At 54.6% G+C, this 18,415-nt stretch carries 6 protein-coding genes; 1 reads left to right on the forward strand and 5 read right to left on the reverse strand.

The annotated features are described in order from the left end of the window. Positions 1-37 precede the first annotated feature (37 nt). Positions 38-415: a response regulator gene (locus C9990_RS15325; RefSeq protein ID WP_065905380.1), complete on the forward strand. Its 378-nt coding sequence runs from the start codon at positions 38-40 to the stop codon at positions 413-415. 99 nt (positions 416-514) lie between these two features. Here the strand turns inward: C9990_RS15325 and C9990_RS15330 are convergent, their stop codons facing one another. The 5 genes from C9990_RS15330 to C9990_RS15350 form a co-directional block, all read right to left on the reverse strand. After that, positions 515-4,405 carry a hypothetical protein gene (locus tag C9990_RS15330; protein ID WP_106803814.1) on the reverse strand — a complete coding sequence of 1,297 codons (3,891 nt, stop codon included), beginning with the start codon at positions 4,403-4,405 and terminating at the stop codon, positions 515-517. A 405-nt stretch (positions 4,406-4,810) separates the two neighbouring features. Then, complete coding sequence (locus tag C9990_RS15335; protein WP_157955080.1) at positions 4,811-10,237, reverse strand: YopT-type cysteine protease domain-containing protein; 5,427 nt, start codon at positions 10,235-10,237, stop codon at positions 4,811-4,813. 513 nt (positions 10,238-10,750) lie between these two features. Continuing rightward, complete coding sequence (locus C9990_RS15340; RefSeq protein ID WP_157955081.1) at positions 10,751-14,962, reverse strand: YopT-type cysteine protease domain-containing protein; 4,212 nt, start codon at positions 14,960-14,962, stop codon at positions 10,751-10,753. A 245-nt stretch (positions 14,963-15,207) separates the two neighbouring features. Next, positions 15,208-16,890 (reverse strand): ATP-binding protein, encoded by a 1,683-nt coding sequence (locus C9990_RS15345; protein ID WP_106803817.1) that lies wholly within the window; start codon positions 16,888-16,890, stop codon positions 15,208-15,210. Continuing rightward, positions 16,887-18,389 carry an ATPase domain-containing protein gene (locus C9990_RS15350; RefSeq protein WP_106803818.1) on the reverse strand — a complete coding sequence of 501 codons (1,503 nt, stop codon included), beginning with the start codon at positions 18,387-18,389 and terminating at the stop codon, positions 16,887-16,889. Before C9990_RS15350 ends, C9990_RS15345 begins: the two co-directional genes overlap by 4 nt. Positions 18,390-18,415 lie beyond the last annotated feature (26 nt).

Raw genomic sequence — 18,415 nt, forward strand, 5'->3', positions numbered from 1 at the left:
GTCGTAATTGCAGCAATTGACCGGACAAAGGCTTCCCATGAGTGAAGATGCACAAGATGTCGTACTGATCGTCGAGGACGACGAATCCATTATGTTTGTGCTGGGTGAGTACCTGGCAGGCCTGGGCTATCGGGTGTTGAAGGCAATTGACGGGGAGCAGGCGTTCCAGATCCTGGCGACCAAGCCGCACCTGGACCTGATGGTCACCGACTACCGCCTGCCGGGCGGAATTTCCGGCGTGCAGATCGCTGAACCGGCGGTCAAGCTGCGCCCGGAATTGAAAGTCATCTTTATCAGCGGCTACCCGCAGGAAATTCTCGACTGCAACAGCCCGATCACGCGCAATGCACCGATCCTGGCCAAGCCGTTCGATCTGGATACGTTGCAGGAGCATATCCAGCGCTTGTTGGCTTGACTCTATTCGCTGTTTTTACATGTTTTTGAATCCCAGTTACGCGTCGTCCGCGCACCACGGACGACGCGGAGCTGTTTTCGTACACACCGATCTAACGCGCTAGCCGGCAGTATTCCATGGTTTTTTGCCGTAGAACGCGGGGCGATAGTTGATCACTTGTTTTACCTGTTTGTTGCCAGATAGTCCGTCGCTGACGATGTCGACTCGCTTGTGTTCATTATCGACTTTTAGGATTCTGTCGACTTTTCCTTCGAAGTCTCTTTTGAGTTTCTCTTCCGCGATGGTTAAAAGAGCGTTCTCATCGAGCTTTGGATTTTTGATTTTAGCGATGTGCAGATTAGTTTTAAATGGTATCTCGAAATCATTGATGTTGACCGTGACGGTGCCTTCGAAGGCTGCCACAGGCTTGCCGGTCAGCTCACCAAACTTGGCAGCAAAAGCATGGGTACCGGCCTCGCCAGAAAAACAGGTAACAAATCTTACGCTGTCGTATTTCTTCGGATCGATACCGTGTTTCTCAAGTAGTTTGATAAATTGTGCTGGCGTGTAAGAGTGCTCGGCGAAGTCTGATACAGTCGAGCCAAGATTGAATAATTTTTTTAGCGGGTTTCTTTCCCAACCATGCGCAACAATCGTCAATCGGGACGTGCCTTGAACGTCGTTTACAAAAGTGAATATTTCTTTGTCAATCGCTTTTATGTCCCTCATCGTGCCGCCCATATCCACGACGTTGTCAACTGCCAGTTGCCTTCCGAGTAAAGAATAGCGGTCATTCGCGCCGCCGGGGTTCATGCTGAAGCCCTCGAGCGGTCGCCCATAAACCTTATCCGCCTTGGCCGAGTAGCGGTATACTTTTCCGGTACGGGTATCCACTTTGGCGAGTGTCTTGTACTGGCTCACCCCATTGGCCCCTTTCACCGTCAGTTCGGCGACATCCGCTCTCGTCGCCAAGTGCAGCAAGTCCGAGTTGCGAATGGCACCACTCAAGGATTTTGCGCCCTTGCCAGCCAGCTTGGCACCTCCAATCGCCAAGTCACCCAGCCCGTCGAGGGGGTTAAGGGCGCCAATGGCCCCTCGGCCGACTATTTTGCCCACATGAAGCGTTTTGCCCAGCAATGAGGCGCCGACTTGCAGGGCTTTGGCGCTCTTTGCCGCAGCACCTATCCCCGCCATAAATCCAAATATGTCCAGCGACAGATCAAGAATACCCTCGCCAATTTTCCCTTCCTGAAAGTTGATAATTGCCGATCGCAGCGGAATCAGGTTGAGCATGAACTCTCGAAACTTCTTGTAGAAGGGCACTTCGGTATCAAAGGTCGTCAGTCCCTGCGCTTCTTTTTCAAAAGTTTCGATATCCGAGTTGGTTATAAATGCATCCGCTATGTAGGACGTCCGCTCACTGCTGTAGCTGTTGGGAACCACGGGAGCGTCGTGTTTTTCATCGGTTAAGCCTGGGGGGTACGGACGTGACGAAACGGGTTTTACTTCTACGAAATTTGTGCCTGGGTGGGTGTGATCGAGTGGAAACTTGCCAGGCTGGAAATCTCCAAGGTCAGTACGTTCGAGGATTCGATCATTCTTTAGGTCCACCTCATAGGTGCGAGGCGCCTTCCCGGTTCGTTCAATTTTGAACAGCAAGTTATTATCGGTATTTCTCTTTGGTATCGGCCCCATTGAGTAGGGTGTGTAGGTTATGCTGTCCTCTCGGACAATAGTGATTTTGCCTTCCTCAAAATCTTTCCGAATGGCCAACGGCTGTTTAGATATCAAGCTTTTGAATTGAACGCCGAGGCTTTTCTTGATTGCCGTACTGTAGTCTCGAAACGTTGCTTTGAAACTACCCGACACATCAGGCAGTTCTTTTAAGACGGCAAGCACGCTGCGGGCATCAATATCAGCGGATGAAGAAACTAATGCAGCGACGACGTCACCGGTATTATGACGAATGTTATCGCTGACGTTGTTTCGTACAATCGGTGCATCCCGCACACTTCTGCCGTCGAGATACAGGTCCATGATCGAGTAAGGCCCTGGGAAATCGGGCACGTCAGGTTCGAAGCTCATGCATTTTTTATCAAACAGCGCCGGATCCATGTCAGGCAACGCGTTCTTCAACGCTGCCAATGCGATGTCCCTTGCGATCGGCATCGGAGTACGTTGCGCCTGGGAAGCAGCGCTCAGCTCTTGAATCTGGCGATTGAACGCGTCACGCACGGTCTGCATCTGTGCGTCGTTCCGGGGGTATCCCAGGCCATTGGCCAGCGCCCAATCCTTGAGGGCGTTTTCCTGGGCAACATATTCAATCTGGCGCTCCTCGGCAGAGACCGGTGCAATGGATGCGTGGAGCATGACCTGCGCATAGTTCATGGTTGCAGTCGAACCGGGTGCGCTGGCTTCAAGCCGATCTACGGCCGTGACAAAGCTGACCCAACTGTGAGTGCCATAGATCAGCTTGTCAGGGATGTCCTTGACCAGAAACTCAGGCGCCCGGGTCGATAGCAGCAGGTGTACTTGAATCTTCGCCTTCTCGGGCGACGAGGCTCTGCCCAAGGTCGTGACAATTTCCTTGATTATTTCTGCGGCGTTCTTACCGTAATTGTACGAGGTTGCCAGCATGCACCCGCCAAGATTGGCTTTTGGTGACACGCCCGGTGGGCTTCTGCGAAAGCTCTCATCAATGCTCAAGGCTGCCAGCAACCAATCTTCGGCACTGCCTTTGATCGCCATCGTTTCGAACTCGGCCATGATCGCTTCGCCCAATGCCTGGCCTTTCGGAGACTGGATCACCCGGTCGATCACCCGTTGCGGGTCCTGCAACTCGGCGGGCTCAAAGTTCATGCCCTGCATCAAATATTCCAGCACGTTATTGAAACGGCTCACATCTGGGTCTGTCCTGAGGTACGTCAGCAGTTGCTGCTTGCCGTTGCGATCAAGCGGAACCGGCCAAGTGAGTGCGCCCCCATAGTTTCCATAAGGTGAGCTTTTGGGTTCTGGAGCGAGCAGGGCACTCACAAGGTTTTCCACCTGCAGTCCAGTGGTTGGGATATCCCAGCCATTGGTTTGCAGGTACTGTTTAAGGCTGATCTCACCTGATGTGCCAGCAAGCGTTTTCGCATAGGTGCTGTCGGGATCGACCGGGATTGTATTCTTCTCAAGATGCTCACCGATCAACGACGGTGGCAGGTCTCCGGTTTCCAGAAAGGTAACCATCTGCATGAAACCCTGGGCTGCGTGTCGCTGCGTATTGTGGTTAGCCAGTACCGTCCTCTGCCTGTCGAGGCTTTCTTCGCTGCGGGCTTCATGAAGACTGGAAAATTGCTCCAGGGGCAGTTCTTGGAAGGCCTTGTCCCGCTCCAGCTCTGCGACCCGCTGTGGCACTTCACCGGGCAGCGTTGCACGCTCCCGATAGAAACGCCCCACGAGCCATAATGGCGCGCTGTTGCTATTTTCCGACAAGGGCGGCTTGAATTTCGAAAACCCATAATTTGCGGCAATGACTTTGCCGGCCTGCATGACCGGACCGCTCACCTCTGCCCAGCGCTTGTCGTCTTGCCCACGGCTCTGCAGTACAGGATTGGAGGTAATGTGATGCTGAACCTTGTAGGAAATTTGGCCTGTTTCAGGAGATATCTGAACCGTGCGCGTATCGATCCCCACAGATCTCATCCAGTCGCCTACATCCGGGGACTGCATGGCGCGCCCCAGTTGTGCCCACCACTGGCCAAAGGTGGAATGTGGCGGAATGTTTTCCAGCATAAGCTCGCTGTCCCGGCTGGCGATACCGGTGATTTGTGGCAGTGTGCTGGCATAAAGCGCCGCCAGTTGAGTGTCGCCAGTGGCGCGAGAGGTACTCGAAAACGGGGAGGGTGTCGGGGTATCGCTTTCGGGGTCGATGCCATTGCCCGTAGCCGGCTGATCAACGGGAACCTGGGGGAAGGTGGAATTCTGGGTAGGTGTGCGAGGTGTTTGGGCTGCGGAGTTTGGCATCATCGGTGTGGTTCATCCAGGTCTTATTCAGAGGGTACCAGGGGCACATTTCATACCCTCAGGTACAAACCTTCGTACCCAAACTGTGATGAGTAATTCCACGCTTCGCCTGGCCAATGATTGCAGGCTATGTTCGTGTTGGGTGGTGATCCTGCGAACGCAATCAGGCCCGAATCATCTCCCTCACCTTACGGATGTATAGGCAGCATCAGCGCGTTTTTCCGGCACGGTTGCCTGGCAATCGTTGGCTCAGTAGGCTCGGTACCTACCGGCGGGGCTGAGGATCAGGCTGCTGGAGCCAGTCTCAGCCCCGCCGGCCAAAGGCGCGGGAACACGTGAATGCAGTCCTGCATTGTTGGCTTGATGGAGGGGCGGCGTCGAAAGCTCGACGCCGCTGATTTCACAGGTTCAAGGTGCCAATTTTTTCACATTGGCATTAAGCGTGCTGGCGGGTGTGTAGGCAAATTGCCAACCCGGTTTGCCCCCGAGCCCATCGAGGAAGTCCTGCAGGCCTTTGCTTTTGCCATTGCTAAGGGGGAACACTGACATCCCGCCACTATATTCCGGCGGATTGCCATTTCTGATCATCGCCACGTCAAGGTCCGGGCTATTGATATTGAAAAGAAACAACTCATCGTTTTTTGTTTTTTGAATGTAGACGGTATGCCCGAATTCTCCGCCTTGGTTGGTATGCTTGAAATTAATCAGCCCAGACTCTGTGATGTCTTCGGCATTGAAGGTCGCCTTCAGACTGTCTTGTTTGATGCCCATCAAGTCCAGATAGCGTCGTGAGTAATTAGTGCCCTCACCATTTGTACTTGCTATGACCGCGGTAAATACTTCGGGCGAAAGGGTTTTTTCAGATTGACCGATGAGCACGGAAGACTCGTAACAGATTCGCTGTTGATTGTCCGGCGCCTGATAGAGAATTTCCCAATTCTTCCGCAATTCTGCGTTAGAGAGGGGCGTAGTGCCAGAAAGCGCTAGGGGGTTTTCATACAGTTTTTTGACATCTGCGCTGAACACACTGTTTTTTTGCTGCCAGGCATCGTCATGGTCAAAAACCTTGAAGGTCAGCTTGTTGGGGTCGGTGTCGTGGGTTTTATATTGCGGTTTCAGCTTTTTATCGCGGGTCAGTTTTTCAAGCCCCTTTTGCATGGCCTCTGCACTGCTGAAGTCGGCGAGACCAAAATTAGGATCGTAGAAGTAATAGGATCTGCTGCCATCTTGGATTTTTACTCCTGCCGCCATGGCGTGCCCCGGCGAGTCGATCATTACTGACTTTGAAACAGTAGCGTCTGCCAATTCCTTGACCATGTCATTGACTGAGAGCTCCCGTACAGGCTGTCCTGCGTGAAAAGCACTGCGGGCACCCACTTGATTTTGCATCTTGCTCAGTTTGCCAATGAATTCTCGTGAGGCTGGATCCGTTGGAAAGGCCGCTGCGCTAAACATGTTTTTAATCAGTTGCCCTTCCTTTCCTTGCTCCATTGCGGTGGCCATCACGCGTGAAAGCGCAGCGCATTGCCCATCAGACAGTTGCGCGGTCTTGGAAAAGTAAACGACCTGCGGCATCGGGTGCACGTTGCCAAAACGTGGTTCGATGACGTCGATAAACTTCGCTGAACCATTGCGCCCCAGTTCGTAGGCGACGTCGTCGTACTTTTTGACCAGCATCCCAACCTGCCTTGCTGTGAGGTCTCTGTTACCCGCCAATTTCATGATATCGGGGGCTTTCATATTATTTGAGAAGCCCTTGATCGTTTCTGGGTTTCCAGAATAATACCCGCTCTCAAACGCCTCTTTTTCCGGCCCTTCGCGATGTGTCCTGACCGTTCTTTTCCAGTTATTGACAACGGCCTCATCGACTTTCTTGACGGTGCCATCGGCCGTCGTCCATTTCCCCAAGTCTTCCGTATTGAGTCGAGCAGAGGGCAGGAAGTCCCTCACCGCAGGGCCGTAGGCTTGGCCGGTTACCGTGTTGTAGCGATGCCATTTGCCATTTTGCAGGACAACGGGACCTTCCACTAACTCAGCGTTCACTTTGAAGGTGCCCAGAGACGATGCATCAAAGCGTTTGGCGGCGAGTAACAAGTCATAACTCCCAGCGGAGTTCGTCAGGGTGTTCAAACGGTGAGACACCGCGTTGAAACTGATCACGTTCGAGGATTGACTCCCCGACAACAAATCCCCAGGCAGAGCAGCTCTTTTAGGGTGGTTGGCTAAAGAGGGAAGCAGTCGTCGGGTGATTTCATCTTTGATTTGCTCACCGGTTAAATGTGCGGTGTTGGTAGGGACACTTCTTGAAATTTCGTTGATAGCGTCCGGCGACAGATTCGCTTGCAGAGGTCCTTGGAAGGCCTTGACTTCACGCTTGATCAATCCCCCGAATTGCTGCCTGAAAGAATCGACGCTGCCACTGGCAGGGTCGCACATTAACAGCCGCACGTTATTAAAACTTTCTGGATTTATATTGGAAGCCTTGAGCGTCGCCAACAGTTCAGCGGGTGTATTGTTCTTCCCGTTGTAATATATTTTCATCGGCTCATCGAGCAACAGGTCTGCGGCATTTGGGTCAATGCCATGCGCGCAAACGTTAAGTCGCTCAACGCCTTTGTATTCATCTACATAAGTAAAAATACCCGTCCCCGGCGAATTAAAATCCTTAATGTTTCGCCCAAAATTTATACTGTTGTCTTTGGTCAAACTCCTTTCCAGATGGTTTTCATTAACTCTTCGCGCAGCACTGTTGGAATACCTCGCCGTTTCAGGTGTAAAGTTATCAAGGGGCTTACCGTAGACCCTGTTCTTGATAACATCGTAAGGCAACCATTTGCCCGCAGCGTCATTGTATTTGGCCGCGACGCTGACAGGCTCGGTACTGCCCGCTACCTTGTAAGTTCCCATTGCAATATCGTGTCGGTTAGACAATTTCACCAAATCGACGTTATCCGTAATGCTCATCACCTTACCGAAACGCTGAGCCCCTATGACAGTGAGCTTTTGTCCGCCTTTTCCCACCAGGCGAACCAAGTCATCCAGGCCACCTACCGGGTTTGCTGCGGCAAGAATGCCTGCGCCGGCCATTTTGGCAATGCTCAAGGATTTGAGCGCCCCGCTGGTACCTATTTTGCCGATATTGCTGGCGACCTTCCCCGCAGGGACCACGAAACTCAAGCCATCCATGACAAACAGCATGGCGGCCTGTGCAGCGTCCCCGTCAATAGCTGCTTCGATGGCGTTCTTGAACGGAATCAAGCCCAGCAGGAACTCTCGTCCGGCGATGTGTTGTCGGGTGGTTTCCTCCAAGGCGCTTTCCCCGTGGGCAGCATTCTTGAATGTTTCATAGTCAGGTGTGAAATGTTGGCTGGCCGCCAGTTCCGCAAGGTATTCGGACTTCCCACCGAAATAAGACATCGGCATGGCGTTGACCGAACTGTCCTGAGGGGGCGGCACCCATTCTTTCTCTGGCGTTATGCGATGCAGCTGTATTTGCGAGGTGGTCGACTCGGCCCGAGGCGGTTTACCGGTTTTGTAGGCATTCCAATCAAGGCGGTGAGTTTTATTTATTTCGGTATTCACCAGCGGTTTCACACCGCCGAGTTCCAATTGACGGGGAAGATCCGTGCGTTTACGAATCAGCATGCTATTGGGGAAAACTTCGTAATGGCAGACATTGCCCTCGTGCTCAGAGCGAATTAACAATCCACCTAATCCTTTCGCAACGATTTCATCCGCCGAGGGGATGAGATGTGAAGCATAGCCGGTGATGGCCGGGCGTAAGTAATATAATTCCTGCTTACCAAACTCAAGATGCTTACGGTCCTCCTCGGGTAACTTCGAAAACATATTCTTCAGCAGGTTTTTATGGCTGACTTTCAAATCATGGTGGTAGGCATCGAATCTCGTTTTGAAAGTGAAGTTCGGGTCCGTCATGCCTTTGCTGGTAAGGTCATTAGCCGACAGGCTTGAATCGATAGACCTCCAGCGCCCAGGACGCAACTCGTTTGACATATAAACATCGACCGGCGAGAAATAACGATTGTCGCCGTATTGCTCGTTGGCCGATTGCAGGTAGTTCCTTTCCAGCGGTAGCGTCTCGCCAAACACATCCTTTAACTTTTCCAGCGCTATGTCACGGCGAGTCGGCATGGGCGTCATGAGGTGCTGGGAGACTTTCGACAACTCTTCAACTTGCTGATTAAAATGTGTCTGGCACAGCTTTAAATCCTCCAGTGAGGGAGTATCGCCCGCTTGATTGCCGATGACGCTATTGAGCTTCCCCCAGAGCATCAGCGATTCATTGGTAAACACGTTCCTGAGCGCTTGCTCATCACTGCTGAGCGGTGTCAGGTTGGCGCGCTCCATAATCTGAGTGAAGTTCATTTGAGCACTGGCCCCAGGCGCCTGTGCCTCAATGAACTTGACCGCAGCCCTCAAGTGCATCCACGAATTGGAGCCATAGGTAACGCTACTGGGGACGTCCTTGACCAATAGCTCCGGGGCGGCACGGGATAGCAGCAGATGCGTTCCAATGGGGGCTAGCCGTGCCGACGTTTTGCCGGTGGCGACCAAGTGGTCCGACAGTGTTTGCTTTACGCCCGCCAAGGGTTGACCGTAGAGGCGGTCGGCCGATAGATCGAACCCCGCCGTATGATGCTGTTTAGGCGCAAATACAGATTCGTTGTCCAGGGTGGTCATGATCGCGGTCAAGGCCCAATCCTGGAAGGTCTCCTCCGTTACTGCGGCGCCCATTTTTTCTTGAAGCGCCTTGCCCAACTCAAGCGCCTTGGGAGAGCCGAGAACATCCTCAATGACTCTGCGGGGGTTACGCAGGTCGTAAGTCTCAAGCGGCATCCTCTTCATGAGGTAATCCAGTGCGCCCTTCTTTCTGACAGTGGAGTTTCCCCCGTCCAGACCAGGAAGCTTCAAGTTATAGAGGACATGGCTGTAAACGTGTGTCTGCGACTCCAGATCCAGCGGTGGGGACCAGGATAATCCGCCGCCGAAGTCTCCATGGGGAGGCTCTTGCAGTGTCGGTATATCCAGGACTTCAATCATATTGTTCAGTTCAACGCGGCTTTTGGGTAGCTGCCATCCATTACCCGAGATAAAGGCTTCAAGGCTGACAGTGTCGCTGACTTGCTCCTCTTGGTTAAGGCTGTAGCTGGACAGGGGATGAACCTGCAGCAATGTGTCTTTCAAATACCTGGCGATTTGCGCTGGGTCATCGTTGGGGAGGGCGCGCAGCTTGGCCCCCAGGACGTGTTTATCCTGGGCATCTCCCAGCGTTGTCTGCTCATGCGCCAAGGCTTCATCAGAGCGCTCATGAACCCGCTTGGCCAGATCAGCCGGCGGTATCGGCTCAAATATTTTTGTGCGCTCCAGTTTCGTGGCGCGCTCTGCCAAGGTACCCATCGACCAAGGCCGCCTGGGCTCGCCATAGAACTTGCCGATTGTCTCCAAGGGGGCGGATGAACCGGAGGTGGGCGCTGTAATCGCTGTCTTTCCAAGCCCCAATACGCCCGCAGCTTTCATGACAGGCGCCATGAAAACAGGCCACGACTTATCCTGCTCGGGACCCCATAAGGATTTGCGTTCGCCATGAATGTAGCAGGAGATCTGGTCGAAACCCGGATAAATCTCGATGGGTTTCGATAGATCGATATGTTTGCTTTTGGCCCACTCGGTAAACTGTGGGCTCTTGATCGCGTCATGAAGATGCGACCACCATTTGCCGAACGACGAATCTTTAGGAATATTATCTAACGACTCCTGCAGGATCCCGTTTTTAATGCCATCGCGCAGGGCAGTGGCATAGAGTCCGGCGAGCACACTATCTGCTTCAACGTATCCGCTAAGATTCGAACTTTCAGGCGTTGTCTCTAACGGCCTACTCCTGCGCTCGGGTGTCGAGCTGTTCGCCTGAATCCCCCCTGACACTGCATTGACTGGAAGGGGTCTCAGGGAATTGCTGGTTGATAACATGCTCGCCTCGCTTCGCGTACTAAAAATATGGCCGTGTCATATGTCATGGTATGGCCCTATAAGTTGTTCAGCTTGGGCGGCGGGTTCCACAGCAGACATAGAAAGACTTATATGTTTACTGATAGGCGGATATACCCCTTGGGGCGGGCGGTTTTTAAAGAGAATTGATGAGCCCGAAGTTCAAGTCGCCAGGTATTCGGGCTGAGTGCGCTATTGTCAGGTAGGCAGACAGGTATATAGCAAGTTGGCAGGCGTCTTTTCTTTTAAATCTGCAGATAAATCCTGTGCGGCGTTATAGTTGCCGCAGCGGCGTCGAAAGCCCGACGCCGCTGATTTCATAGGCTCAAGATGAGAGGTGCCTTAGCTCACCATAAATGCCGGCGGTATGTCGCCTTTGACATAAAACACCTCTAACTCCTGCCCGTTCAATTTTTCAACGGCTTGCAGAAGGGTTGCCTTAGTGATTTTTTTATCCCTGACCAGTCTTTCACCGTCTTTGAGAACGATATCGACCACCGTCCGAAATGCGTCCGGGTCTTGGGTGGTGTCGACCGTAAAGACGGGCACCTTCTTCGTGGGGGTTGAGTATTGGGTGGCAAAACTATTGGCTTTGGCCTTGCTCGCGCTGAATGACATGACTTCACCGCCACTGCCTGATGTTCTCGCCGTATGTTGGATAATCGCAGCCAGATAGTCGTCGCCGGACGAGTCCGTTCCCGCTGCACGCCTGAGACCGGTCGCGAGAGTATCCCCGGTAGCTGTATGCCCCCGGAATATTTGGGTTGGGACGGCGAAGTCAAATTGCTTCAGTTCCTCAAGGGTTCGGACACTTGCCTTGGCTCCGGGCGTGGCAAGATGTTCACTGAGTAAACGAACCATGAACTTTTCAGCACTTCTTTCGCTGTCTGGTCGGATGGCCAGTCGTGCGTCATACAGCTTTTTAACATCCGTACTCAGCACACTGTTTGTTCGCTGCCACGCGTCAGTATGGTCGAAGACCTTGAACTCCAACTTCGCGGGGTCAGTGCTATGAGTCACGTAGCCTGGCTTCAGTTTCGTGTCGCGAGTCAGTTTCTCCAGGGCCTTTTCCATGTCCTGGGCATTGGAAAATTTCGCAAGCCCATGATTAGGGTCATAGAAGTAGAAGCTCTTTCCTGTGTCATCAACCCTTACCCCAGCCGCCATGGCGTGACCAGGAGAGTCGATCATTATTGACTTGGATACGCTGGCGTCGGCCAGCTCATTCACGATGCCTTGAATCGTGTCCTGACGCACTGTCTGCTGAGCATGGAAAGCACTTCGTGCGCCGACTTGGGTTTGGATCTTGCTCAGTTTGGCAGTAAATTCCCTGGAGGCCGCATCGGCCGGGTAGGCCGCTGCACTGAGCATGTTTTTGATCAATAGCCGTTCTTTGCCTTCTGCCATGGCGTCCGCCATGACGCGTGACAGCGCGGCACATTGGCCATCGGACAATTGCCCGGTCTTGGAAAGGTAGATGACTTGAGGCATAGGTATTACGCTGCCGAGCCCGGGTTCTATGGCGTCGATAAAACGAGCTGAGCCACCTCGACCGAGTTGGTAAGAGAGATCGTCGAAGCGCTTGAGCAGCATCCCGACCTCCTTGGCAGTAAGGTTTTTATTGCCAGCCAGGGTGATGATATCTGCGGGCTTCATGGAATTGGAAAACCCCGCGATAGTTTGCGGGTTTCCTGATTGGTATCCGCTTTCAAACTGAGCTTTTTGCGGTCCAGTGCGATGGTCGTTAACGGTCTTTTTCCAGCTTTTGACAACGGCCTCATCGAGTGTCTTTCGGGGGCTGTCCGCAGTCGCCCATTTCCCCAATTCTGCCATTTGGGCCTGCAGCGACGGCAAGAAATCCTCCAGCGGTGCGCCATAAGGTTTCAGTGACAAAGGATCAAGTGCGTACCACTTGTTATCTTTGAACGCTGCCGCGCCCTGCACAATTTCGCCTTGATGCTTGAAGGTACCAATCGACACGCTGTCCAGGCCGTTAGGCGCCGTGAGCAAACCGCGGCCAGACAACTGCAGAGAATGAACACCGTCATAGAGTGACGATGCTGCGGATTTCGCACCTTTGGTCAACAAGCGCGTCAGGTCCGCTACGTCAGCGAAAAGATTGGCGTCTTTCAGCACGGCGCCGCCGAATTTTTTAACGCCTGTCAGCAGCCCTAAGGCGGTTTTTTTACTGGTTCTGTTAACAATGCCACCGCCTTTGGCGCCAGGATTATAAAGCGATATCAGATCCAGCATGGCATCGCCGATGGCTTCGTCCCATTTACCCTCAATCGCGTTTTCGATAGCGGACTTGAACGGAATAATGACATTCAGAATGCCGTTGTTGAGTTGATGGTTTTCCCGGTATCGCTTCTCAAAGTTTGTTTCACCTGAAGCATCTGTCTCGAAACTGTCCTTGTCGCTGAAAAAATGCTCGCTGACGGTCGTGGCAATCGCATCGGTCTTAGTGGTGAAAAATGTCTTGAGGGGGGCCGTTGTCGAGTTCGGTTCGTCGGCGCCGGGGGTACCTGATGCGGGCTGGATCTTGACCCGATCAATGATGACGGGGACTTTTGGCGGTGGCAGCCCTCCGTGCCCGATCCCATACTTATCCAGATCGAAAGGCAGCCGTGTAAACCCTTCGATATATTTATCGCCGTCTACCCCACGGGCGATATGGGTTGCACCGATTGGCAGTTCTTCAGGCAGGTCGGTTTTTTTGCGAATGGTCTGATCGCTTATAGAAAACTCATAGTAGGTGGTTTCCTCGCCACGCACCGTTTTAAACAATAGGCAACTGCGCCCAATATTTTTGTATTGTTTTTGACTGATGTCATCGTCGCTATCCTCACGCAGAGGGAGGCGGACGGAGTAAGCCGTTACGCCGCCGAATTCAAAGTTTTTTCGGTCTTCTAAAGGGAGTCGTGAAATTTGACTCTTTATGCGTGAAGTAAAGGCTTCTTTTACCCCGTCGAAATAAGGCGTAAACGTTTCCTTAAATACTTCTTTGATATCCGGAAGCTCATCGAATTTAGGCTCGACTTTTTTTAGAAGCTCCTTGTCAGAATCAGACCTGAGCGTATCGGTCTTGAGCCGACCCGACATATATAGATCAATAATCGAGTACGCTATGCCACCTCTGTTTTGGCGGCCCAGCTTGATGAATTCTTTCTCCAGAGGGACGTCATCGCCCAGTACTTTTTTGAGTTCGGCTTCTGCCAAGGCTTTTCGGGTCGGCAGCGGTGAGGAGAACACCGCGAGGCGTGTACTGAGCTCTGTTATCTGCTCGTTGAATTTGCCCTGCGTGTGTTCAATCGCTGCCGGGTCGTAGTTGTCATCGTCATTCTTGATCAGAAAACCATTGACGATACCCCAGTCAACCATGGCGTTGCGTCGCGCAAGGGCGGCTTGCACCGCTTGGCGCTCGCTAACCGGAGAGGTGTTGCCGAACTCGATCACTTGGTCAAATGTCATGGTCGCCGCAGTACCGGGCGCCTGTTGCTCAATGCGCGAGACGGCAGCACTGAACACCGCCCACTCGTTGGAACCGTACACCAAGTTCTCGGGCAACTGTTTGACCAGAAACTGCGGCGCGACCCGCGAGAGCAGCAAGTACCCCCTTAGGTCAGGGACATCGGCGTTTTGACGTTCCAGATGGTCATTGACCGCTGCGATGATCGCCGAAGCGGGTTTGCCCCAATTGTCGGGCTGGTTCAGGTCATAGCCTGCGATACGGTTGCGTTGTGTTTCGGGCGTGATGCCCAGTTCCAGTGCCAGCGCTGTCATCAACCATTCATTGACACTGGTTGGGGTTGAAATGCCCTGCAGTTCGGCTTCCAGTTTCTGACCCAGTGCCTGCGCCTGGGGGTTTGCGATCAACTGATCAAGTACCTTGCGAGGGGTTACGGGTGAATCCGTGTTGGTGACAGCGTGTGTGATCAAGGACTGAATGCTGGTATTGGCTGATTCGTTGACGAAAGCGCGCACGCGGTCTTGCTGGGATTGAGCCAAGGGTATGGTCCGACCCAGCAGCCCCCCGAAATCACCCAGCGCAGGCGGTGCGGGCAATGGCATGGCAATTTTCTGGGTCAATCGCAAGGTCTCTTGCCAACTGGTGGGTAACGGCAAGCCCAGCGCCTGGATGTACCGTTCGGCGCTTATGCTTTGCCCTTCGACAAGGTTGTTTTTGCGCGCAATGTAAGAGTCTGGTGGCAGGGTTATCTGCAGCGATCTAAGCCGCCGTTCAGTGCCATAGTATTGATGTTTCTGCAATTCACCTGTTTTAGTCAGACCGTCGATAAGTGCTTGTTGGCCCATGGCATCAGCCGCCGTCATCGAATGTTTTTGCGATGGTGGTGGCAGCTGGTTCTGGACACTGTGTTGGGCGAGCAGCGATCCTTGCCCGATGCTCCGAATAGATCGTTGATTACGTACGGGATCGATGCCCCGCTCGGAAGAAGATTCAGCAAGAGGCGCTTGGGGCGAAGGGGAAGTGGGTGTTTGCGGGGCGTTCTGAAGATGTGGGCGGGGAAGAGTAACGCTATCAGGTGAAATCATGGGTGGCATTCTCTGAGAGGCAAATGAACATACCCCGGGTGTTGTAACTGCGCCCGCGGTATAACACTTGGTATTGGCATCAGCCTCTAGCGTTCCAACTCTACCCTTTGCCGGAAGTTTCTATGTGCGCTGTCGACGGCGATACAAACCGCGCCACTGCGTATTAGTGGCTAGTTCGTCGCCATCAACGTAAATAGCTCGTCAGCGGACCCGGTCGGCCCCCAGTGTTTTGTTTAACCTGCGCCTCATTCCCTTATCTGCAGGTGAATCATCTCCCGCACCTTCGCCGTCAACAAATCAAAGGTAAACGGCTTGGTGATCAACTGCATGCCCGGGTCCAGGAACCCGCCCCGTACCGCCGCATGCTCGGCATAGCCGGTAATAAACAAAACCTTCAAGTCCGGGCGAATTTGCCGGCCGATTTCGGCCAGCTGGCGGCCATTCATGCCTGGCAACCCCACATCGCTGATCATCAGGTCGATGCGCTGGCTGGACTCGATGATCGGCAGCGCATTGTCGGCATCGCCGGCTTCGACGAAGGCGTAGCCCAACTCGCTCAGCACCTGGCTCACCAGCACGCGCACGGCGGGGTCGTCCTCGACAATCAGCACGCACTCGCCGGCATTCGCGAACGGCAATAGAGCGGAATCCAACGGCGTATCAGCCGTGACTTCACCGACAAAACGCGGGAGAAACAGGCTCACGGTGGTGCCTTTGCCCACCTCACTGTGGATGGTCACATGGCCATGAGATTGGCGTGCAAAACCGTAGATCATCGACAAGCCCAGGCCGGTGCCCTGGCCGATGGGTTTGGTCGTGAAGAACGGGTCGAATACCCGCCCCATGAGGCTTTCCGGAATCCCGCAGCCGGTGTCGCTGACGCTCAGTTCCACGTAGTCGCCGGGGTTCAAGGTGCCATACGCGGCGGTGAACACGCTGTCGAGGTGGCGGTTGCTGGTTTCAACGATCAGCCGGCCGCCGTCGGGCATGGCGTCGCGGGCATTCAAGACCAGGTTGAGCAGGGCGCTCTCCAGCTGATTGGGGTCGGCTTCGGCGGTCCACAGCCGGTCCTCCAGGCGCATGTCCAGGGCAATGCTCTCGTTGATGCTGCGTTGCAGCAGTTCGCCCATCGAAGTGACCAGCTGGTTGATCTGCACCGGCTTGGAATCCAGCGACTGGCGCCGTGAAAACGCCAGCAGGCGGTGAGTCAGGCCGGCAGCGCGGTTGGCCGAGGTCACGCCCAGGTCAATCAGGCTGTCGAGGTCGTCCAACTTGCCGCGCGAGACACGCCGCCGCAACAGCTCCAGGCTGCCGATAATGCCGGTGAGCATATTGTTGAAGTCGTGGGCGATACCGCCCGTCAACTGCCCGACCGCTTCCATTTTCTGCGATTGGCGCAACGCTTCTTCGTTGCTGCGCAACTGCGCCGTGCGCTCCTCGACTTGCTGTTCGAGGGTTTCCAGGGTGCGCTGCAGGCGCAGTTCGCTCTCGCTGAGGTCAATCAAGCGGTCCCGCGCGTCGTATTGCCGGCGGCGACCGCGCAGGGCCGCGCTCACCAGGCTGATCAGGGTGATGGGGTGGAAAGGCCGCTCAAGGAACGTGACATTGCCGAGCAGGCCACTCAGGTGCGAGGAACCATTCTGTTCGCTGCCGCCGTGGTGGGTCATCAGCACGATGGGCAGGTCCGACCAGGCTGGCTGCTGATGCAAATGCTCCAGTAACGGTTCCAGGTCCGCGCCCCGCAGCGCTTCGGCCGCAATGATCAGCAGGCCGGCACCTTGCTCCAGGGCCTCGCACAGCATCGGCAGGCTGCTGGCAACGATGCCACTGTAGCCAGCCTCGTTGAGCATCATCAGCGCCAAAGTACCGTCGCGGCCCATAGGCGCCAGGACGATGGCGCGCTCGGATACGGGTGAAATAGCCGTCACACGCCCTCATCCTTGAGCAGAGGCGAGCCTGCGCCCATGTAGGTTGGAATGCCACGCAACACGCCCTGGAAATTATCCAGCGGTTCGCCGACGGTCATGCCACGGCTGCTGATACGATATTCGCGGATGGTCGACTCGTGGGAGCCGGTGCGTTTCTTGATGATCGAGATGGCACGGCGCACCTTGCCCAGCGCCTCGAAGTAACGCAGCAGAATCACGGTGTCTGCCAGGTAAGTGATGTCGACCGGTGCCTGCATGTCGCCGACCAGCCCATGCTGCGCGACGGTCATGAAGGTGGCCGCGCCCCGGCGGTTGAGGTACAGCAGCAACTCGTGCATATGCAGGATCAGCGCGTTCTCTTCCGGCATGGCCGCCTGGTAACCGTTGATGCTGTCGATGACCACGGTCTTGATCCCTCGCTCGTCGACACAGCGGCGTACCCGGTGCGAGAACTCGCCGGGGGACAGCTCGGCGGCGTCCACTTGTTCGATCAACAGGTTGCCGGTAGCTTGCAGGGCGTCGAGGTCGATGCCCATGTTTTTCATGCGCTCGAACAGCAGGCCCAGTTCTTCATCGAAAATGAACAGCGCGGCTTTTTCGCCACGGGCCACGGCAGAGGCGGCAAAGATCATCGAGATCAGCGATTTACCGGTACCGGCCGGGCCGAGGATCAGGCTGCTGGAGCCGGTCTCCACGCCGCCGCCCATCAAGGCGTCCAGTTCGCGAATGCCGCTGCTCAAGGTCTGGCGCACGTAGCCACCGCGATGCTCGGCGGCCACCAGGCGCGGGAACACGTGAATGCCATCCTGCATGATGGTGAAGTCGTGAAAGCCGCCACGGTATTTCTGGCCGCGGTACTTCACAATGCGCACGCGACGGCGTTCGGCGCCGTAATTGGGTGTCAGTTCTTCCAGGCGGATGACGCCGTGCGCCACGCTGTGCACGGTTTTGTCGAGGGATTCGGTGGTCAGGTCATCCAGCAGCAGTACGGTGGCGTCATAGCGCACGAAGTAGTGCTTGATCGCGAGGATCTGGCGGCGATAGCGCAGCGAGCTTTGTGCGAGCAGGCGGATTTCCGAAAGGCTGTCGACCACCACGCGGGTCGGCTTGACCCGTTCCACCACTTCGAAGATCTGCCGGGTGGCTTCGCCCAGTTCGAGATCGGAGGAGTACAACAGGCTCTGCTGGTGCTCGGCATCCAGCAGGCTCTCCGGCGGAGTCAGTTCGAAGATATGGATATTCTCGTCCAGGTCCCACCCGTGGGACTTGGCGCCTTGGCGCAATTCGCGCTCGGTTTCGGACAGCGTGATGTACAGCGTTCGCTCACCTTCTTTCGCGCCGGCCTGCAGAAAGTGCAGGGCGACCGTGGTTTTACCGGTGCCAGGTTCGCCTTCCAGGAGAAACAGATGGCTGCGCGATAGCCCGCCGGAAAGAATGTCATCAAGACCTTCGATGCCAGTGGCTGCTTTTTCGGATAACAACGCTTTGGATGTAGACAAGAAGTGCCCTCAGGTCACATACGAGT

Origin of the sequence: Pseudomonas sp. S5D5 (assembly GCF_003013355.1) — a bacterium.
Taxonomy (GTDB): domain Bacteria; phylum Pseudomonadota; class Gammaproteobacteria; order Pseudomonadales; family Pseudomonadaceae; genus Aquipseudomonas; species Aquipseudomonas aylmerensis.

Coding starts and splice junctions, on each gene's coding strand:
- C9990_RS15325 (WP_065905380.1), top strand. CDS start 38: ATGAGTGAAGATGCACAAGATGTCGTACTGATCGTCGAGGACGACGAA.
- C9990_RS15330 (WP_106803814.1), bottom strand. CDS start 4,405: ATGATGCCAAACTCCGCAGCCCAAACACCTCGCACACCTACCCAGAAT.
- C9990_RS15340 (WP_157955081.1), bottom strand. CDS start 14,962: ATGATTTCACCTGATAGCGTTACTCTTCCCCGCCCACATCTTCAGAAC.